This window comes from Flavobacterium xinjiangense (assembly GCF_900142885.1).
GTDB lineage: Bacteria > Bacteroidota > Bacteroidia > Flavobacteriales > Flavobacteriaceae > Flavobacterium > Flavobacterium xinjiangense.
On sequence record NZ_FRCL01000011.1, the window covers coordinates 104134 to 125149 of the forward strand.

Genomic DNA, 21016 nt, shown 5'->3' on the forward strand with positions numbered 1-21016 from the left:
TTCCAATTTATGGAACGGTTTTAAAAAATATATTTATATTTTTATTTTCTTAGAACTTAAAACCTGCTGAAACTTGAACAACAGAGTTTTTAACTTGTGCATCTTTTGAGGCATCAGTTAATCCTAAGCCGTAACGACCTTGAATAAATAGACTCTTTGTAATATTTAGTCCTAGACCTCCAACAACTGCAAAATCAAAAGTATTTGCATCCTTAACATCAAAATTGTTTCTTTCACTCAATAAAAATGATGCTTGTGGTCCTAGCTCAAGGCTGACAAATTTGTTCAAATTAATTTTTGCTAAGACTGGAATTGATAAATAGCCTAATTCATTTCTAAACTCTTCACCGGCATTTTTGTAAGTTGCTCCTTGGGTAGAATAGAGTAACTCAGGCTGGATAGCAAAACTGTCTACAAGTTTTATTTCGGCAATTAAACCCGCATGGTAACTTGTAATGGCTGAAGTGGTGTAATTTCTGCTATTTACTGTAATGTCAGATCCATTCTGATTGGCGTAATTTACTCCAGCTTTAACTCCAAATTTAACTAATTGTGCTTGCATATTTATCGATATAGCAACAAGTAAAACGGTAACGAAGATTGTCTTTTTCATAAAATGGTATTTAATTTGTATTAATTATTTAAACTTAAAACTCTCAATTTTGACAATTATTGCCTACAATTAGTAAACAAAATGATAGTTGGAAATATTATAAAAACAAAAATAAGCGTATTTGGTAATATTTAAAAGCAATATTTTTCTTAATTTCTTTCTATTTACCTACCTCAAATAATAGGCTTTCTCGTTATGTAGTTGCATTTTTCATGCCAAAAAATGAAAAATAAATCTTACTTATTTCTTTTTTTATTTGTTTACAACTGTAATATATTGATAATCAACGAGTTTAATTGATTAATGATAATTCAAAGTTTGGTTTTTTTAACTTTGTTGTTATAAATTTTAAATAATTAATCATGAAAAAAATTACTTTATTATTAGTATCGGTTTTCACAGTGTGTTTTGTGAATGCTCAAGACAAGGAAAATATGTCGTTTGGAGTGAAGGGTGGTTTGAATGTTTCTTCCGTCACTAACACTGATCAAGACGGCGTGAATTCAAAATCTTTAATAGGATTTCATGTAGGTTTTTTTAGCGAATTTATGATAAGCGATAATTTTGCAATTCAGCCTGAGTTACTTTATTCCGCACAAGGGGTAAAATTGGAGTCTGGTGGTGACAATGGCGATTTGAAATTGGACTATATCAATATTCCAGTCATGGCTAAATATTACGTGGCTAATACTTTTAGCCTTGAATTTGGGCCTCAAATTGGTTTTCTGGTGTCTGCCAAAGCAAAATCTGGCGGAGTATCTGAGGATATTAAAGATCAGTTAAAATCGACTGATATAAGTTTGGGTTTTGGTGCCGGCTATTATTTTGCTGAAAAATTTATGCTTGGAGCGCGCTATAATTTAGGTTTAACACGAATACAAAAAGATTTATTTCCTGGGGAATCAGAGTCAAAAAATTCTGTTTTTCAAATTTCGTTGGGGTACAAATTCTAACGTTCTAAAAAATATATTGATTAACCTTCCGTTACAGCGGGAGGTTTTTTATGAATGGAACTTTTTTTAAAATGATTTTGGCAGATATTTTTTTTTGTAGTAGAAATAGCAATTTTATAATTAACAATTAATTAGATTTGCCTTACATATTTTAAATAAAAAATAATGAAAAAAGTAATTTTAGCAGTTGCGACATTCTTAGTATTTACAATTGGCTATTCGCAAAAAGAGGGTGGATTCAGAGTTGGTTTAGATTTTGGATTTGTTCCGGCACAAGGTGGAGCAGGATTATTATTCTCCATTGAACCAAAATATAATATTAAAGACAATATGAATGTGGGTTTAAGAATAGGCGGCGCTGGGATAGTTCGAGATGTCAATGATTCTGGCACTAGCACAAGTGCAAAAGTTTCGGCTAATAGTTCTTACGTGGCAACTTATGATTATTACTTTAACAAATCAGGAAAAACTTTTGTTCCTTATATTGGCGGAGGTGCTGGGTTTTATACGGTGGGGAATGTTCAGTTTGACGACATTAATAGTTCAAATAATGTAACTTTAGATGCTACAAGTAGTTTTGGCGGGTTAGTTAGAGGTGGTTTTGAGTGGGGGAAATTTAGAATGGGAGTGGAATATAACTTAGTACCGGAATCGACTTTGCACGATATGAATGGTAATAATAGAGGGACAGTTTCCAATACATATCTAGGAATTCATTTGGGATTTTATGTAGGTGGTGGCAAATGGGGCAAATAACTTCTTTTGTAAATTATTTTAAAGCCTCTTATTTAGGAGGTTTTTTTATGTCTAAAAAAGTCTTTACTTTGTAAACATGGATTGGAATTCATACATCAAAAGCTATCAATCTTATTTGAAAATCGAACGGGGTTTGTCAAGGAATACTATCGAAAATTACTCTTTCGATATTGATAGACTGCGACTATTTCTTACTGAAAATGAAATTGCAGTTTCTCCAATACAAATAGGAGAGGAGACCTTGCAGCAATTCATTTATAGCGTTTCAAAAGAAGTAAATCCTCGTTCTCAGGCCAGAATCATTTCTGGATTAAAAAGCTTTTTTAGCTATTTAATTTTTGAGGATTTCCGTACTACTAATCCTCTTGAATTGATTGAAACACCCAAAACAGGTAGAAAACTGCCGGATACCTTAACCACTGCTGAAATTGACGCACTAATTGCAGCTATTGACTTAACATCGAACGAGGGAGAACGCAATAGAGCTATACTGGAAACGCTTTATGGTTGTGGACTTCGAGTTTCGGAATTGGCTGCTCTTAAAATTTCTGATTTATTTTTTGATGAAGGATTTATAAAAATTACAGGAAAAGGGAATAAGCAGCGTTTCGTACCTATTGGGAATTTGACCCAGAAGTACATTCTAATTTATAAAAACAATAACAGAACCCTGCTAAGTATTCAAAAGGGATTTGAAGATACTTTATTTTTGAATAGAAGGGGTAAACAATTGACTCGAGCTATGATTTTTAGCATCATTAAAAGTTTAGCAATAACAATTGGTTTAAATAAAAATATTAGCCCACATACATTGCGGCATTCTTTTGCGACCCATCTTTTGGAAAATGGAGCTGACTTGCGCTCTATTCAATTAATGCTGGGGCATGAGTCAATAACCACTACTGAGATTTATGTGCATCTTGATAGAAAATTTTTGACAGAAGTAATTAATACTTTTCATCCCAGAAAGAGTTGAGAATTGAGTTTATAGTGTTTAGATTTTAGTGACAGTAAAGCAAAGATTCCATAAAAAAAAGACCTATCGATTTTGAATCAATAAGTCTTTTTGCATTATCTATTTGGAAGTAGAGAAGTACTATTTCGCAATATTTACCGCTCTGGTTTCTCTAATTACAGTTACTTTCACCTGACCTGGATATGTCATTTCTGTTTGTATTTTTTGTGATATTTCAAAAGATAAAGTGGCAGCATTGTCATCTGAAACTTTTTCGCTTTCTACGATAACACGAAGTTCTCTACCAGCTTGAATAGCGTAAGCATTTTTCACACCACTGAATCCGTAAGCTACTTCTTCTAGATCTTTTAAACGTTGGATATAAGAATCTAGTACTTGTCTTCTTGCACCCGGTCTAGCTCCTGAAATAGCATCACAAACCTGAATAATAGGCGATAATAATGATTTCATTTCTATCTCATCGTGGTGAGCACCAATTGCATTACAAACTTCTTCTTTTTCACCATATTTTTCAGCCCATTGCATTCCTAACAAAGCGTGAGGTAAATCACTTTCAGCATCTGGAACTTTACCAATATCGTGCAATAAACCGGCTCTTTTGGCCAATTTCACATTCAGACCTAATTCAGCTGCCATAATTCCACAAAGTTTAGAAACTTCACGGGAGTGTTGCAATAAATTTTGTCCGTACGAAGAACGGTATTTCATACGTCCAACGACTTTAATTAATTCAGGATGTAATCCATGGATTCCTAAATCAATAACGGTACGTTTACCAACTTCTATAATTTCATCGTCAATTTGTTTAGCGGTTTTAGCAACAACTTCTTCAATACGAGCGGGGTGGATTCTTCCGTCAGTTACCAATTTGTGCAATGCCAAACGTGCAATTTCTCTACGTACTGGATCAAAACAAGATAGGATAATTGCTTCCGGTGTGTCATCCACAATGATTTCAACTCCAGTTGCTGCTTCTAGCGCTCTAATATTTCTACCTTCACGACCAATAATTCTTCCTTTTACATCATCAGATTCAATGTTGAAAACCGATACGCAGTTTTCTACTGCTTCTTCAGTTCCAACTCTCTGAATAGTGTTTATAATAATTTTCTTTGCTTCTTGTTGTGCTGTCAATTTCGCTTCTTCAATGGTATCTTGAATATGCGACATTGCTTTGCTTTTAGCTTCGGCTTTTAAGCCTTCAACCAATTGATTTTTAGCATCTTCGGCAGATAAGCCAGAAATAACTTCCAGTTGTTGCAATTGACTTTTGTGCAATTTGTCAACTTCAGTTTGTCTTTTGTCTAGAACTTCAATTTTAGTATTGTATTCTAACGTTTTTGCTTCGAAATCATCATTAACCTTTTTTGCTTTTGATAATTCATTAGAAATTTGAGATTCTTTGTCTCTTATTCTTTTTTCAATTTCAGCTACTTTTTTATCACGAGAAAGGATTACTTGCTCATGCTCTGATTTCAATTCGATAAATTTTTCTTTTGCTTGAAGTATTTTATCTTTTTTTATGTTTTCAGCTTCAAGATTAGCATCTTTTAAGATTGATGCAGCCTCTTTTTTAGCATTTTTAATCAAATTAGAAATATTGCTTTTTTCAATTGCTTTGGCTATTCCAAAACCTGCTACAATACCTATAATTCCTGAAATGATGATCGTTACTATGTCCATGTTTGTTAAAATTTATATATAAAAAAGCCTACATTAGTGAGATTGAATAAACTCGGAAAGACAAGTTTTGAGCTAACTCGTTGTTCAAACTTCCAAACTGAATTGGCTTGTTATAGTAACGATGATTTGCTCATTCTAAATTGTTAGTGTTGAGTTTACCAAATGAGAACTAATGTAGGCAGTATCTTAGTCTTTTGTAAAGAACGTTTAATTGTCGAGATATTGATCTAAAAGCGCATTGATTTTTTTAATTCTTTCAATGGTTTCTTCACCATCAATAGCATTATCAATTTGTTTTTGTTCTGATTGTGATGCAAATTGTAAAGCACACATGGCTAATACGTCTTGTTTATCACGAACTGCATAATTTTCTTCAAACTGCTTAATCATTACATCAATTTTTTTAGAAGCGCTTCTAAGGCCTTCTTCCTGAGACAATTCAACCGTTAGCGGATAGACTCTGTCTGCAATTGATATTTTTATTTTAAGCTTTTCGTCCATATCTATTATTAATCTGATAGTTGTGCTATACAGTAATCAATTTCGCGAATTAATGAATTTATTTTAAGCTTCGTATCTCTTTTATTTTCGTCACTGCCTAGTAATGCGTTTGCCATTTTTTGTGTTTCACACTGCGTTTTTAGCGCTTCAATCTCTTGAGATTGAGTTTGTATGACTTGTGCAGCTTTTGTTAATTCAATTTTTAAATCTTGACTGTTTTTCTCTAAACTTTTCATTTTCAGGAAAAGTTTTTCAACCTTATTTTCAAGAGTATCAATTATTTCTGCAATTACACTCATTATATTGCTGTTTCATTACTTAATCTTACAAAGTTAGTATTCCTTTTTATTATTGCAATATTTTATTGATTTTTTTACGTTAAAAAAATCAATTATATGTAATTCAGTAAGTTGTGATTTGATTTCGTTTCTAATTTGTATTAAGCGGTTTTTTTTTATCTTAGCAAAAATCTATTCGAATGAAACTTTTTGTTTTTTTATTTTTATTTAGCAGCTGTATTTTTGCTCAGACAGAATATCCAAAAGACTATTTTAGTCCACCACTTGATATTCCGATGCAGCTTTCAGGAAACTTTGGAGAATTAAGACCCAATCATTTTCATGCGGGTTTTGATTTGAAAACAATGCAGAAAGAGGGATTAAAAGTGCACGCTGTTGCTGATGGATATGTGTCCAGAATAAAAATTTCAACTTTTGGTAATGGTAAAGCGATTTATATTACTCATCCCGATGGATATACTTCGGTATATGGGCATCTGCAAAGCGCTAATGATGCAATTGAAAATTACATTAAAAAGACCCACTATAAAGAGAAGTCATTTGAGATTGAAATGTTTCTAAAGCCAGATGAATTGGTTGTCAAAAAAGGACAAGTTATTGCGTTTTCTGGAAATACAGGTGCTTCTGAAGGACCGCATTTGCATTTTGAGATTCGGGATACTAAAACGGAGAAAGTTATAAATCCTTTGTTTTTTGGTTTTGATAAAAACATTAGGGATGCTAAAAAGCCTGTGATTTCAAGCATTTATGTTTACCCATTAGATGCTAAAACTACTATCAATCATTCAAAGCGACCTTTATTATTGAATTTATCTTTGCAAAAAGACGGAAGTTATTTGGCAGAAAAAGTAGTTTCCAACGGGAAAATTGGTTTCGGTATTTCTGCTTTTGATTACGATGATGTTTCTTTTAATAAAAATGGGGTATTCAAGGTGCAGTCTTTTTACAATGGAAAGCCAAACTTCGGGTACCAATTTGAAACCTATTCTTTTGATGAAATGCGTTATGTAAATGCGCTAATCGATTATTCGCGCTATAAAAAGATGGATCAAAGGATTCAGAAATTATTTATGAAAAATAAATATGGGTTAAGTATCATCAAAACTGATGAGACTAATGGAATATTTTTGGTACTTCCAAATTTAGCATCGGTTTGTCGTATTGAAGTTTCTGATTTTTATGGAAATAAAACGACCGTTTCAATTCCTATTCAGTACGATTTATTGTCCACTATTATTAATGAAGAGCCGGTTATCTCGAAGTATTTTGTAAAAGCAAATAAAGATAGCAATTTTGCCAAAGATAATATGTCCGTTTTCTTTCCTGCGGGAACTTTTTATGATGATTTTAATTTAAATTTTGATGTAAAAAACGATACTTTATTTCTTCATGATGATACCGTTCCGGCTCACACTAATTTTACCATTTCCATCGAAGACAGCAAATACAGTGAAGCTCAAAAAAGCAAGCTGTTCATTGGTATGATTCAAGGAAAAAAAATAAGCTACCTTCCTACCTATCGTAAGGATAGTTTATTTACTGCTAAATCAAAAACATTAGGTCAGTTTGCCTTGGTTCTGGACACAGTTGCGCCAAAAATCAGCATTTCAAAACCAATTGAAGGGAAGTGGTTAAGTGAGCAAAAGACAATTCAACTTACAATAAGTGATAGTTTGTCCGGTATAAAATCATATAACGGCTATTTGAACGGCAACTGGATATTATTCGAATATGATAATAAAACAAAAAAATTAACACACAATTTCAACGATGGTATTGTGGCGGAAGGTGCCAATGATTTAAAAGTTGTTGTAATTGATAATGTAGGAAATTCGTCTACCTTTGCGACTCGTTTTTTTAGAAGCCAAAAAAAATAAAAACCAAATCATTTGACTACGAATAGATTAATACTTGTTTTCTTTTTTTTCTGTATTGGGTTTGCTGCAACTGCCCAGAATGCTCGAATTAAAGGAATTGTCCTTGACGCCAATAACCATCCTATTGATAACGTAAATGTTGTTTGTCTCGGTAATTCTACACAATCCAATGCTAATGGTTTTTTTGATTTATCGGTTCCTGCCAATCAAAAAATTGTTGTTATTTTTACGCATATTTCTTTAAAAAAGTCTACCGTTTCAATTTTCTTAAAACCGAACGAAGAGTATGAGTTCAACTTGGTAATGAACGATTACCAGGAGCAAATGGGGGAAGTTATCGTTATATCAAAAAATAGAAAAAGGGTTCAAGGAATTACTACAATTGAGCCTGAAGTTATTCGGAAAATGCCTGGCGCTAATGCCGGTATTGAGAATATTTTGAAAACCTTGCCCGGAGTAAATTCTAATAATGAACTGAGTACGCAGTATGCGGTTCGTGGCGGGAACTATGATGAGAACTTGGTTTATGTAAATGAAATTGAAGTCTATCGTCCCTTTCTTATTCGTTCCGGACAACAAGAAGGATTAAGTTTCACAAATACCGACTTGGTGCAAAATGTTGACTTTTCCGCTGGTGGTTTTCAAGCTAAATTTGGAGATAAACTATCCTCAGTCTTGGATATCACTTATAGAAAACCTACCAGATTTGGGGCAACTCTCGAAGCAAGTCTTCTTGGCGGAAGCCTGTCTGTAGATGCCGTTTCTAAAAATAAAAAATGGTCAGCGATTACTGGAGTAAGATATCGAAATAATAGTCTTTTGGTGAAAAGTCAGGATACTCAAACTAATTTTACGCCTTCATTTGTAGATGTGCAGACAAGCATAAATTATCAGGCTTCGTCTAAATGGCAGTGGAGTTTTCTGGGGAATATTTCTCAGAATAAATACCAATATCAGCCTTTGACTCGCCAAACTAATTTTGGAACACTTGATAAACCCATGGCACTTTTGATTTACTATGAAGGGCAGGAGAAAGATAAGTATGATACTTATTTTGGAGCGGTAAAATCTACATTTAAAGTAAATACTAACTTTACTTTAAAATTTATCGGATCGATTTTTCATACTTTAGAACAAGAATATTTTGATATTTTTGCGCAATACCGTTTAGGAGAAGTGGATGCTAATATTGGTTCTGAAACTTATGGTAACGTCGATTTTACAAGAGGAATAGGGACGCAATTAAATCATGCTCGAAACGATTTAGATGCCTTAATTGTAAATACGGAGGTAAAAGGAATTTATGATTGGAAAGAAAATCAATTGGAATGGGGTGTCAAATACACACGGGAATCCATTCGAGACAGAGTGGTAGAATGGGAAGTAATCGATTCAGCGGGCTTTTCTATAAATCCCCCAATTGTAATTTTGCCAAAAAAAGACCAGCCTTATTCCTCCTATACAGGACCTCTCGTTCCGTATCAAAATGTAAGAGCCACTAATTTTAATACCATCAATAGATTTTCAGGTTATTCGCAATGGAGTCGTAAAGATCATATAGGTTCCAGTGAAGTTTGGTATAATGCTGGGGTACGACTGCATAATTGGGGAGTTTTGGGAGATAATATAGGAGGTAAATCACAGATGACAATCAGTCCAAGAGCACAATTTGCCATAAAACCGGATTGGGAAAAGGATATGGTTTTTCGACTTTCTGGAGGATTATATCATCAACCACCATTTTATCGGGAATTGCGAGATGCCAATGGAGTAGTTCAGCCGGACGTAAAAGCACAGCAATCCGTTCATATTGTTTTGAGTAATGATTATAGTTTCAAGATGTGGAACCGTCCTTTCAAACTGGTTTCAGAGTTGTATTATAAATCGCTGACGAATGTAAATACCTATACGATTGATAATGTTAGGATACGTTATGCAGCTACAAATAATGCTAAAGCTTATGCGCAGGGACTAGATGTTAGGTTGAATGGAGAGTTTGTTCCCGGAACAGAATCTTGGTTGAGTTTTGGCTACTTAAAAACAGAGGAAAATAGCGCCGATCGAGGATTTATTGCCAGACCGACGGATCAAAGACTAAAATTTGGACTTCTTTTCCAAGACTTCATGCCTAAAATTCCGAGTGTCAAGTTGTATTTAAATTTGGTTTATAATACTGGTTTACCAGGAGGATCGCCATCTTATGCAGATCCATATTTATACCAAAATAGACTGAAAGATTACCGCAGAGCTGATGTGGGGTTCTCTAAAGTGCTTATTAATGACAGTACTAACGGTAATAGAAGTTGGTTAAAAAGCTTCAGAGAGTTAGAAATAGGTTTAGAGATTTTTAATCTTTTTAATAACCAAAATGCAATTACGAATACTTGGGTTCGCGATGTGTATTCCAAAAATCAATACGCAATTCCAAATTATATGACAACAAGGGTTTTTAATGTAAAATTAAATGCAAAGTTGTAATTGAAGTAAAACAAGCACTTTTTATAATGGTTGAAACGATTTTTCTGATATAAATCAATAAAAGAATGCCTATACCGTTTTTAAAAATGATTACATTTGAATTTATTATAAAAAGTATACCATCATGAAAAAGTTACATATCACTTTAGTAGGAATATTTGTTTTGCTTTTAGCCAGCTGCAAAGAAGATCAAGAAAAACCAAAAGTTACTTATGATGCTTCTAATAAAGGAAAAAGTATGGCAAAAACGGATTCTACTTTAATCGCAATTGCTGATTTACCTATTCAGATGGAAGGAACCGATTATTTGATTCACCCAGTTGGCGATTTAAGTATTCGTGAAAAAGGGATTAAAACGAGATATGGATCTTCCAGTGTGAATGATTTGAGTTTTACAATATCTAACTACGGAGAAAATGAAATCACCGGTTTTTTGCAGAATTTAAAGTTTCAGCGTGTAGACTCTGATTCTATAAAAGCATTGACGGATAAGCCAGTTTTAATTCAAACGGCCACCTATTTAAAAACTGTTTCTGATAAAACCAAGAACCAAATTATGGTTTATACGATGGTTGATGTAGACACCAATAAAGATGGTAAATTAGATACAAGTGATATCAAAGCTTTGTATCTTAGTAAAATAAGCGGTGAAAAATTCACTAAAGTATCCGATGATTTTCAAGAATTAATTGATTGGAAATTGATGGAATCAAAAAACTACTTGTATTTTAGAACTGTTGAGGATACGAATAAAAATGGACAATTTGATAATAAAGATGTGGTTCATTACAACTATATCGATTTGTCAAAAAAAGACTGGAAAGTAGTCAGTTATAAGCCAGTTTAATATTTGAAATTAGGGTTTTAGTACAAATATGAAATTCTGAATTACCCATTTATCGCTCCAACCAAGGTTGAAAGGCTAAATCAAAATATCACTTTCTAAGTCGGATTTTTCAATCTCAAAGTTAAAACCTAATTCAGAAACCAGTTGAATCACTAAGTTTTTATACCAGTTCTCCGATTTTGGATGAATGTAAATTTTTTCGATTAATTGGCTGATATCAACATTGATTTTTAAACCTTCGTTAATTTTGATGTTATTCTCAGCAATATCAGTGATGATTCGGACTTCACGTTCATACTGAAAACTTTTCCGTTTAAAAAGAAAAGGGAAAAACATATCGTCAAACGGAATGTATTCCTTTTTGTAATCAATATAATTAACTTCGCCTATATACTGTTTATAAACTTGTTCTGGTTGTAGCGCATTTTGCAGCCTACCAATCGTAGACTGAATCGCTAATCCTTCGCTGTTCTGCGTGAAAATTTGCCACATCGCAAACGATTCATATTCATTGATGTGCCAACTGCTGATGGCCACTTTTTCCCGATGACTTTTATAATAGTTCAAAAAGTCAGGGTTGTCAATGGATAATTTTCTGATTTCTTCGAATGTAGGTTCGCTAAAAGTGCCTTCGTACTGATCTTCAAATTTATCAGAACGAGACATAAATAACTTTTGAGACATCAATAAATCCAAAAACTTAGACAAATCCAGGTATTTCCAAACAATTGTGTTTGGATCTTCGGGCAGTTTTATATTTGGATTATTGAGGTACATTTTTTTTAGATAGTAAAAATTAGGATTCGAAAGACTGCAGGTTTACTAATTTGCTGTAAGCACCATTCATTGCCATAAGTTCCTCATGTTTGCCTTGTTCCACAATTTTTCCTTTTTTCATCACTACAATTAAATCTGCTTTTTGAATCGTAGAAAGGCGGTGCGCAATAACAATTGAAGTTCTGTTTTGCATCATGTTTTCTAATGCTACTTGCACGAATTTTTCGCTTTCAGTATCTAATGCTGATGTTGCTTCGTCCAAAATCATAATTGGAGGATTTTTCAAAACAGCACGAGCGATGGATAATCTTTGCTTTTGACCGCCTGAAAGTTTGTTTCCGCTGTCGCCAATGTTGGTATGAATTCCAAGAGGTAAGTCTTTTACAAATTCGTAAGCATTGGCAATTTTCAAGGCTTCAATAATTTCTTCATCTGTCGCGTCATGTTTACCAAGCGAAATATTAGCTCTTATAGTGTCATTAAATAAAATACTGTCTTGCGTTACTAATCCCATCAAATCGCGAAGCGAATGAATGTTCATGTCTTTGATGTCAATTCCATCAATAGCGATTGTTCCTTCATTTACATCATAAAAACGAGTCAGTAAATTAGCAATGGTGCTTTTTCCGCTTCCGGATTGTCCTACAAGAGCTACTGTTTGTCCTTTTTTTACTTCAAGTGAAAAGTCTTTTAAAACCGCTTCATCTTCGTATTTAAAATTAATATTTTGGATTGTTATAGTAGAGTCAAAAGTTTTTTTGTCAACTGCATTTTCTTTTGAGGTGATTTCATTTTCGACTTCCAAAACTTCAAAAACACGTTCAGCTGCAGCCAAACCATTTTTTACTGCATAGGAAGCCTTCGAGATAGCTTTTGCAGGAGTTAAAATATTAAATGCTAAAGTTAGATATGCAATAAAAACAGCACCTTCAAGTGATTTATCTATTAAAACTAAACTTCCTCCATAAAAAAGTAAGCAGGCAATTGTTGTTACTCCTAAAAATTCGCTTAAGGGTGTTGCCAAATTATTTTTAGTCCCGATACTGTTTGTTAAGTTCAATAATCTCGTCACTGAGTCGTAAAATCTCCCTTTGAAATTACGTTCAGCATTGTAGCTTTTAATTACTTTAAGACCACCTAAAGTCTCGTCAACAATGGAAATCAGAAAGCCACTTTCTCTTTGAGCTTCCAGGGATTGTGCTCTCAAATTTTTAGCAAGTTTTGAAATTATCCATCCCGAAATTGGCATAAAAATTAAAACAAATAAAGTCAGTTTTAAACTTATGATAAACATAGCTCCTAATGCAAAAATAATTGTCAATGGTTCTTTTACCACTAATTCTAATATAGAAAAAAAGGAGTTTTGCACTTCATTTACATCACCAAGCATACGCGCCATAATATCGCCTTTTCTTTTTTCAGAATAATAGGATATAGGCAATTCTATGATTTTATCGTACATTGATTTTCTCAAATCTCTTAAAACTCCATTCTTCAAATGCATGATATGGTATGATGCGAGATAGTTAAATAAGTTTTTGAAGAAAAACGTTATGATTACCATTAAAACAACAAACATAAGAACTACTTGAATGTTGTTTTCCCTTGTTAGCGCTGAAATTTTGTAATAAAAAAAATCAGAACTATAGTCCTTTATATATCCTATTCCCTTGTATACCGGTTCTTTTAGTATTTGTTTGGTTTTGCCAAAAAGTACTTCAAGTACAGGAAAAATGGTAAGCATGGAAATAGTGCTAAACAAGGCATACAAAATGTTGTATATGACATTCCAGATAATATGAGACTTATATGGTTTTGTATAAGGAAGTAATTTTAATAAGCTTTTGTCCATTAGTTCAATTGCATTGCAGTAATAATATTTTTAATTTTTTGATCTAAAATAGCTTCCACTTCCTTGAAATCCTCAACAGATTCCAATTCTGTATTCACGCTGATATAGAATTTTATTTTTGGTTCGGTTCCGCTTGGTCTGGCACAAATTTTAGAACCGTCTTCCGTGTAGTAAATAAGTACATTCGATTTTGGAATATCCATATTTGTTACTTCACCGGTAAGTAGATTTTTTGCGGTTGAAGATTGATAATCTTCCAACATAATCACTCTTTGTCCGTTGATTTCTTTCAATGGATTTTCTCTCATATCAATCATCATCTGATTGATTTCCTGCAAACCGTCCATTCCTTTTTTAGTCAACGAGACTAAATATTCTTTATAGAATCCATTGTCAACATACAATTGAAGTAATTCTTTGTAAACGGTACTTCCTTTTGCTTCTGCCTGAGCAGCCAATTCGCAAACTAATAAAGTAGCAGCAACCGCATCTTTATCACGAACCGCATCACCTACCATATATCCAAAACTCTCTTCACCACCACCAATGAATTCCAACTCCGGGAAGTCCTTTATCATTTTGGCAATCCATTTGAATCCGGTTAATCCCACTTTGCATTCTACGCCATAATTCGTGGCTAATTCCATCATCATAGGAGTAGAAACAATCGTAGAACCGACAAATTGTTTACCATTAATTTTTCCTGCTTTTTTCCATTGTTCCAATAAAAAAGCAGTCATTAAAATCATGGTTTGATTTCCGTTAAGCAAGGTCATTTGTGCTTCGTTATTTCTAACGGCAACACCCAATCTATCACAATCAGGATCTGTCCCAATAACAATGTCCGAATTGGTTTTGTCTGCCAAAGCCAGGGCCATAGTCAGTGCTTCCGGTTCTTCAGGATTTGGAGATTTTACGGTTGGGAAATCACCATTTGGAACTCTTTGTTCTTCCACAATATGAACATTCATATACCCGGCTTGTGCTAGAGTATCAGGAACTAATGTGATCGAAGTTCCGTGCAAAGAGGTGAACACAATGTTCAAATTTTCTTTGGCTTCAGCCGAAGTGTCAAAACTTGCATTTTCAATCGATGATTTTATAAACGCTTTGTCAACATCTGTGTCAATATAATGGATCAAATCTTCATTGGCAGAAAACTTGATTTCATTGTAGTTTAAATTTTCAATAGTAGTAATAATCGCTTCATCTTCTGGAGGAACAATTTGCCCACCATCTTCCCAGTACACTTTGTAACCATTGTATTCTGGCGGATTGTGAGAAGCTGTAAGTACAATTCCCGCTTGACAGCCTAAATGTTTAACCGCAAATGACAATTCAGGAGTAGGTCTTAACTCAGAAAACAGATAAACCGTAATCCCGTTTGCCGTAAAAACGTCAGCAACTACCTTTGCCAGAGTATCGCTGTTATGACGACAGTCGTAAGCAATAGCAACCTTCAAGTCTTTATTTGGAAACACTTTATGCATGTAATTGGCCAGACCTTGCGTGCTTTTACCAAGCGTATATTTATTGATGCGATTGTTCCCAACGCCCATAACACCGCGCATTCCGCCTGTTCCAAATTCCAGGTTTTTATAAAAGCTTTCTTCCAGTTCTTTAGGGGAAGTAGTCATCAATTCCTTGATGGCTATATGTGTTTCATTGTCAAATGTTGGTGTAAGCCATTCATTTACTGCATCCAAAATGTTTTGTTTGATATCCATTTTATAGATTTTTTTAGTGTCTAAATTTTTATTTTAAAATTTCAAAATAGTCATCTCGTTCAACAATTTTGATGTTTTTTAGGAGCTGTTTCCTGCTTTTCGCTTCAATCTTTTTATCGGTAAAAACCTCAAAAAAGGATTTTCACTGCAAATAAAATTCACTGAACTCCTATTGAAATAAAAGCTATGTGAAGTAATCAGGGCTAGCGATTTGTTGTAACGAAAAATATGATCTTTCAATATTCACTTCTGGCAATCCGAATAACAGAAATTGTATAAGTCAATCTTCAAGTTCTACTATAAATGTATGTTTTATTTCGGGAAGATTATAAAAAATTCACCTCACTGGAAACTTTATAACGTTCCTCATTATTTTTTGTGCGCAAAATTATTTCGCCAAGGAATCCAGCCAGAAATAATTGAGTTCCCAATACCATTGTAGTAAGCGCGATGTAAAACCAAGGATTGCTGGTTACTAAATTATAGCGCATGTCATTATACATATGATAAAGCTTTGAAACTCCGATGTAACCGGCTAATAAAAAACCAATGATAAACATCAAAGAACCCATAGCACCAAATAAGTGCATCGGTCTTTTTCCAAAACGGGAAAGAAACCAGATGGTAATTAAATCAAGGAAACCATTGATAAAACGTTCCATTCCAAATTTAGTTTCACCATATTTTCTGGCTTGATGCTGTACCACTTTTTCACCAATTTTTCCAAAACCGGCATTTTTTGCTAAAACCGGAATGTATCGGTGCATTTCCCCTGATACTTCAATGTTTTTTACAACAACATTTTTATAGGCTTTCAGTCCGCAATTGAAATCATTCAATTCCACACCAGATGTTTTTCTCGCTGCCCAATTAAATAATTTAGAAGGCAGGTTTTTAGCAACCACGGAATCGTAACGTTTCTTTTTCCAACCGGAAACCAAATCATATTTACCTTTGACAATCATTTCATATAATCCTGGAATCTCTTCCGGGCTGTCTTGTAAATCGGCATCCATGGTAATGATTACGTCACCTTTCGCTTTTGCAAAACCGGCGTGTAAGGCTTGTGATTTCCCAAAGTTTTTCATGAAACGAACTCCCTTTACATGTGGGTTTTCTTGAGCAAACCCTTCGATAATATTCCACGAATCATCAGTGCTGCCATCGTCTAGAAAAATGATTTCGTAAGTATAATTATGCTCTTGCATCACTTTTAGGATCCAAGTGTACAATTCTTTAAGAGATTCCTCTTCGTTGAGAAGTGGTATGAGTATTGATAAATTCATTAATTTAGAAGCTTTGAGGTTGTGCGTTTTTTACAATTGCACCTATAATTAGTGAATAAATTAAACCAAAGAAGGAATACATTGCTATTGTAACTGGAAAAACAATTAGTGGATTCATGAATTTTTTCATCATTGAAAGTCCGGTTTCTAATTGGTCAGACGTCATAGATGGGTTTTGTTTTAGCATCGCTTCTTTACTAATTGCAACCATTTCATTTATAAATTCAGGAAATATAAAGTTGAAAACCACGTTAAACACAGCATAGATAAGCGCAGCAATAAAAGTTATTGAAACTCCAGTTTTTAGGCATTCATTAAGAGATATAAATCCGTTATTTATATTTTTCTTGTAATTGTTGCATCCTAAATAAATAAACAAGAGTGGTAATATTAAGTAGTTAGCAAGGTTTACGATCACACCTACACTAGTTCCGACTAATGATTTCATTCCGACTATATACATAACCACAAATTCTAAAACCATCACTACACCAAACAAAACACCAAATAAAATTCCAGATTTTGCTGGCGATACACTATTTTCCATAAAGAGTTTATTTATTAATCCACAAATATAACAATTCCCAATATATTCGAGTATAAAAATCGCTTTTTACGATTATATAAAAAAAGTCATGCAAAGATTTGATTATTGGAAAAAAATTGTAAATTTGCAAACTCAAAATAATAATGTAAAACAAAAAGTTACAGTGAGTTTATACCTTTTCTGTTAGAGGAAAAGCTTCAAGACAAGTTGTGATTAACAAATAAAAAAGATTAACAAGATGAAAAAAGGAATTCACCCAGAAAATTACAGATTAGTTGCATTTAAAGACATGTCAAATGACGAAGTTTTTATCACTAAATCTACTGCAGATACAAGAGAAACATTAACAGTTGATGGTGTTGAATACCCAGTTGTAAAAATGGAGATCTCTAGAACTTCTCACCCTTTTTACACAGGTAAATCTAAACTTATTGATACTGCAGGACGTATTGATAAATTCAAAACTAAATACGCTAAACACGCTAAATAATAAAAGCATGTTTTTTAAAATATTGCCTTCCTCTCGATACTTCGGGACGGGAGGCTTTTTTTATTTTTATCTATTTGAAAACTTTGTAACTTTGAAGCCAATATTATAAAAAGGGACGTTGTTTAAATTAATTTTTGATCAGCGAATAACCGAATCAACAAATAAACAATTTTTATGAACTATATACTTTTTGACGGACCTGCCAGAAATGCCTTATTACCTTTTACTTTCACTCGTCCCGTTGCGGATATTCTTATTGGAATTATGACCATTCGTCAAAAATGGGAAATGCGTTTGGGTTCTACTACAACTACATTGACAGAGGAATATTTGTCCGAAAAATTTCCAATGGTGGAGTTAGAAGAGAATGTAATGATAAACGCTTCCTTTCTTCCTAATGATATTTTGGTCGAGATGGTTAGTAATCTGGAATCCAATCAAGCTATTTTCAAAGGAGACGAAGTAATTGCTTTTTATACCGATGACGAGCAGGAAGAGGTAGATTTTGATACCTATGAGATTTTAGAATACAATGAAGACTGTTTAACGGTGGAACATACTTGGGATATTTTTTCTAAAAATGATGCAGCAATACGTGAAGATTTTGAATTCTTAACCGAAGACAGAAGATCACAACCTATTCCAAAAAGTGTTAATATCATCGCACCTGAAAATATATTTATTGAAGAAGGAGCTAAATTAGAGTTTGTTACATTAAATGCGTCAGCAGGTCCTATATATATAGGTAAAGATTCGGAGATTATGGAAGGTTCTGTAATTAGAGGCCCTTTTGCTTTGTGCGACAATGCGGTTGTGAAAATGGCTGCCAAGGTCTATGGAGCAACAACTGTTGGTCCGCATTCCAGAGTTGGTGGTGAAGTAAATAATTCTGTATTGTTTGGTTATTCGAATAAGGGGCATGATGGATTTTTAGGAAATTCTGTTCTTGGCGAATGGTGCAATATAGGTGCCGATAGTAACAATTCGAATCTAAAAAATAATTACGAAGAAGTAAAATTGTGGAGTTATGAAACAGAAGGTTTTGCTAAAACTGGACTTCAATTTTGTGGATTGATGATGGGAGATCACAGTAAATGCGGAATTAATACGATGTTCAACACCGGAACGGTGGTAGGAGTGAGCGCTAATATTTTTGGCAGCGGATTTCCTCGCAATTTTGTACCGAGTTTTTCTTGGGGCGGTGCTGCTGGTTTTACCACTTATATCACGAAAAAAGCATTTGAAACGGCTCGATTAGTCATGTCTCGCAGAAATGTTGACTTTGACGAAAGAGAAGCAGCCATTTTAGAACATGTTTTTGAGGAATCAAAAAAATGGAGAAAAGAATAGTCCAATATTAAATTAATTTCTTAATAGGTTTGTCATTTTGACAAAGGAGAAATCTCGCCTTGGGATTTCTACTTTTTTGAAATGGCAATTTTAGTTTTATAGATTCCCAAAAACTTTCTAATCTGCAAATTGCCTAATTATGTATTTAAACTATCTTTGCACTTTTAAAATCTGATAATCTAATTATCTAAAAATCTTATAATCTACATGATTACAGTTAACGATATTTCCGTGCAATTTGGTGGGACAACGCTTTTTAGTGATGTTTCTTTTGCCATAAATGAGAATGATAAAATTGCCCTTATGGGTAAAAATGGAGCAGGAAAATCGACGCTTCTAAAGATAATTGCTGGACAAAGCAAACCCTCAACCGGTAATATTTCGGCACCAAAAGATGCGATAGTAGCTTATTTGCCTCAGCATTTATTGGCTACTGATGGCGCAACGGTTATGGAAGAAACCTCTAAAGCCTTTGGTGAAATCTTTGGTATGAAAGCCGAAATTGACGAAATCAATGAACAATTGACGATTCGTACGGATTACGAAAGTGATGCCTACATGAAATTAATCGAAAGAGTTTCTGACTTAAGCGAGAAATTTTATGCGATTGAAGAAGTAAATTACGAAGCCGAAGTGGAGAAGATTCTACTTGGTCTAGGATTTGTCCGCGAAGATTTTAACCGTCAAACTACGGAATTTTCAGGAGGTTGGAGAATGCGAATTGAATTAGCCAAAATCCTTTTGCAAAAACCAGATTTAATTTTGCTGGATGAGCCTACCAATCACATGGATATTGAAAGTATTCAGTGGTTAGAGGATTTCTTGATTAATTCAGCCAAAGCGGTTGTGGTGATTTCTCACGATAGAGCTTTTGTAGATAATATTACAAATCGTACCATTGAAGTTACAATGGGAAGAATCTATGATTACAAGGCGAAATATTCTCATTATCTAGAGTTGAGAAAAGACAGACGCATACACCAACAAAAAGCGTATGACGAACAGCAACGCATGATTGCTGATAACATGACTTTTATTGATCGTTTTAAAGGAACGTTTTCTAAAACAGATGCGGTTCAGTCTCGAGTTAAAATGTTAGAGAAACTGGTTATAGTGCAGGTTGATGAAGTAGATACTTCAGCATTAAAATTAAAGTTTCCTCCTGCAATACGCTCTGGTCAATATCCTGTGATTGTAAAAGATTTGTCAAAATCATACGGAGATCATGTGGTTTTCAAAGACGCCAATATTGTAATTGAAAGAGGCGAAAAAGTAGCTTTCGTAGGCAAAAATGGAGAAGGAAAATCGACGATGATTAAAGCTATTATGAAAGAAATTGAAATTAATGGCGGTAGTCTAGAAATTGGACACAATGCACAAATTGGTTATTTTGCTCAAAATCAAGCGTCATTATTAAATGAAAATGCTACTATTTTTGAAACTATTGATGATATTGCTGTTGGTGATGTTCGAACAAAAATAAAAGATATTTTAGGTGCTTTCATGTTTCAGGGTGATGATGTGACTAAAAAAGTAAAAGTGCTTTCAGGTGGAGAGAAAACACGTTTGGCAATGATAAAATTATTGTTGGAACCCGTTAATTTATTGATTCTGGATGAGCCTTCAAATCATTTGGATATGAAAACGAAAGATATTATTAAAGATGCATTGCGGGATTTTGACGGGACGTTGATTCTAGTTTCGCATGATCGTGATTTTCTTGACGGATTAGCAACGAAAGTTTTTGAATTTGGAAACAAAAGAGTCGTTGAACACTTTGAAGATATAACCGGTTTCTTAGCACACAAGAAAATGGATAGCATGAAGGAAATAGAAAAGTAAAGAAAAATTTTTAAAATACAAAAAAAGCAAAGGAGGTCTATCTAAAGTAGGTCTCTTTTGCTTTTTTTATGGAATATATTTTTATTTATTTAAACAAATTTATTCTATCAAATGTATTTTTGGATTGATAATTGTTATTAAAAAATAATAGTTAAATAGTTG

Annotated in this window: 18 protein-coding genes; 9 read left to right on the top strand and 9 right to left on the bottom strand. The window is 33.6% G+C overall.

What is annotated here, in order from left to right; all coding sequences use genetic code 11:
* Positions 1-49: 49 nt before the first annotated feature.
* Positions 50-613, bottom strand: a complete 564-nt coding sequence (locus BUC23_RS13205) for a porin family protein (RefSeq protein ID WP_073210194.1) — start codon at positions 611-613, stop codon at positions 50-52.
* Between the two features lie 362 nt (positions 614-975).
* Between BUC23_RS13205 and BUC23_RS13210 the strand changes: the two genes are divergently transcribed.
* The 3 genes from BUC23_RS13210 (at position 976) to BUC23_RS13220 (ending at position 3298) form a co-directional block, all read left to right on the top strand.
* Complete coding sequence (locus BUC23_RS13210; RefSeq protein ID WP_073210196.1) at positions 976-1566, top strand: porin family protein; 591 nt, start codon at positions 976-978, stop codon at positions 1564-1566.
* Between the two features lie 165 nt (positions 1567-1731).
* On the top strand, positions 1732-2322 hold the full coding sequence (locus BUC23_RS13215) for a hypothetical protein (protein ID WP_073210198.1): 591 nt from the start codon (positions 1732-1734) through the stop codon (positions 2320-2322).
* 76 nt (positions 2323-2398) lie between these two features.
* On the top strand, positions 2399-3298 hold the full coding sequence (locus tag BUC23_RS13220) for a site-specific tyrosine recombinase (RefSeq protein ID WP_073210200.1): 900 nt from the start codon (positions 2399-2401) through the stop codon (positions 3296-3298).
* Between the two features lie 120 nt (positions 3299-3418).
* Here the strand turns inward: BUC23_RS13220 and rny are convergent, their stop codons facing one another.
* The 3 genes from rny to BUC23_RS13235 form a co-directional block, all read right to left on the bottom strand.
* Positions 3419-4981 carry a ribonuclease Y gene (rny, locus tag BUC23_RS13225; RefSeq protein WP_073210202.1) on the bottom strand — a complete coding sequence of 521 codons (1563 nt, stop codon included), beginning with the start codon at positions 4979-4981 and terminating at the stop codon, positions 3419-3421.
* Between the two features lie 207 nt (positions 4982-5188).
* Positions 5189-5482 (bottom strand): cell division protein ZapA, encoded by a 294-nt coding sequence (locus BUC23_RS13230; RefSeq protein ID WP_073210204.1) that lies wholly within the window; start codon positions 5480-5482, stop codon positions 5189-5191.
* 8 nt (positions 5483-5490) lie between these two features.
* Positions 5491-5781 carry a hypothetical protein gene (locus tag BUC23_RS13235; RefSeq protein WP_073210206.1) on the bottom strand — a complete coding sequence of 97 codons (291 nt, stop codon included), beginning with the start codon at positions 5779-5781 and terminating at the stop codon, positions 5491-5493.
* A gap of 179 nt (positions 5782-5960) precedes the next feature.
* Here BUC23_RS13235 and BUC23_RS13240 point away from each other — a divergent pair, with 179 nt between their 5' ends.
* From BUC23_RS13240 to BUC23_RS13250, 3 genes are all read left to right on the top strand, one after another.
* Positions 5961-7658 carry a M23 family metallopeptidase gene (locus BUC23_RS13240; RefSeq protein ID WP_073210208.1) on the top strand — a complete coding sequence of 566 codons (1698 nt, stop codon included), beginning with the start codon at positions 5961-5963 and terminating at the stop codon, positions 7656-7658.
* A 12-nt stretch (positions 7659-7670) separates the two neighbouring features.
* The gene (locus BUC23_RS13245; protein WP_073210210.1) at positions 7671-10136 is read left to right on the top strand and encodes a TonB-dependent receptor; all 2466 of its coding nucleotides are present in this window, start codon (positions 7671-7673) and stop codon (positions 10134-10136) included.
* A 124-nt stretch (positions 10137-10260) separates the two neighbouring features.
* The gene (locus tag BUC23_RS13250) at positions 10261-10983 is read left to right on the top strand and encodes a hypothetical protein (RefSeq protein ID WP_073210211.1); all 723 of its coding nucleotides are present in this window, start codon (positions 10261-10263) and stop codon (positions 10981-10983) included.
* Between the two features lie 75 nt (positions 10984-11058).
* Here the strand turns inward: BUC23_RS13250 and BUC23_RS13255 are convergent, their stop codons facing one another.
* The 5 genes from BUC23_RS13255 to BUC23_RS13275 form a co-directional block, all read right to left on the bottom strand.
* Positions 11059-11760 (bottom strand): hypothetical protein, encoded by a 702-nt coding sequence (locus BUC23_RS13255; protein WP_073210213.1) that lies wholly within the window; start codon positions 11758-11760, stop codon positions 11059-11061.
* A 19-nt stretch (positions 11761-11779) separates the two neighbouring features.
* Positions 11780-13612: an ABC transporter ATP-binding protein gene (locus tag BUC23_RS13260; RefSeq protein ID WP_073210215.1), complete on the bottom strand. Its 1833-nt coding sequence runs from the start codon at positions 13610-13612 to the stop codon at positions 11780-11782.
* A complete protein-coding gene (locus BUC23_RS13265; RefSeq protein ID WP_073210217.1) occupies positions 13612-15339 on the bottom strand; it encodes a phospho-sugar mutase in 1728 nt (575 codons plus the stop codon). The genes BUC23_RS13260 and BUC23_RS13265 overlap by 1 nt, the downstream gene beginning before the upstream one ends.
* 326 nt (positions 15340-15665) lie before the next feature.
* The gene (locus BUC23_RS13270) at positions 15666-16625 is read right to left on the bottom strand and encodes a glycosyltransferase family 2 protein (RefSeq protein ID WP_073210219.1); all 960 of its coding nucleotides are present in this window, start codon (positions 16623-16625) and stop codon (positions 15666-15668) included.
* Positions 16626-16629: 4 nt separating this feature from the next.
* The gene (locus BUC23_RS13275; RefSeq protein ID WP_073210220.1) at positions 16630-17172 is read right to left on the bottom strand and encodes a DUF4199 domain-containing protein; all 543 of its coding nucleotides are present in this window, start codon (positions 17170-17172) and stop codon (positions 16630-16632) included.
* A 238-nt stretch (positions 17173-17410) separates the two neighbouring features.
* On the opposite strand from BUC23_RS13275, the gene BUC23_RS13280 reads away from it, so the two are divergent.
* The 3 genes from BUC23_RS13280 to BUC23_RS13290 all read left to right on the top strand — a co-directional run bounded on the left by BUC23_RS13280 (position 17411) and on the right by BUC23_RS13290 (position 20854).
* Positions 17411-17662: a type B 50S ribosomal protein L31 gene (locus BUC23_RS13280; protein WP_066077760.1), complete on the top strand. Its 252-nt coding sequence runs from the start codon at positions 17411-17413 to the stop codon at positions 17660-17662.
* A gap of 174 nt (positions 17663-17836) precedes the next feature.
* Positions 17837-19012, top strand: a complete 1176-nt coding sequence (locus BUC23_RS13285) for a GlmU family protein (protein ID WP_073210222.1) — start codon at positions 17837-17839, stop codon at positions 19010-19012.
* Between the two features lie 207 nt (positions 19013-19219).
* Positions 19220-20854 (top strand): ABC-F family ATP-binding cassette domain-containing protein, encoded by a 1635-nt coding sequence (locus BUC23_RS13290; RefSeq protein WP_073210223.1) that lies wholly within the window; start codon positions 19220-19222, stop codon positions 20852-20854.
* Positions 20855-21016: the final 162 nt, after the last annotated feature.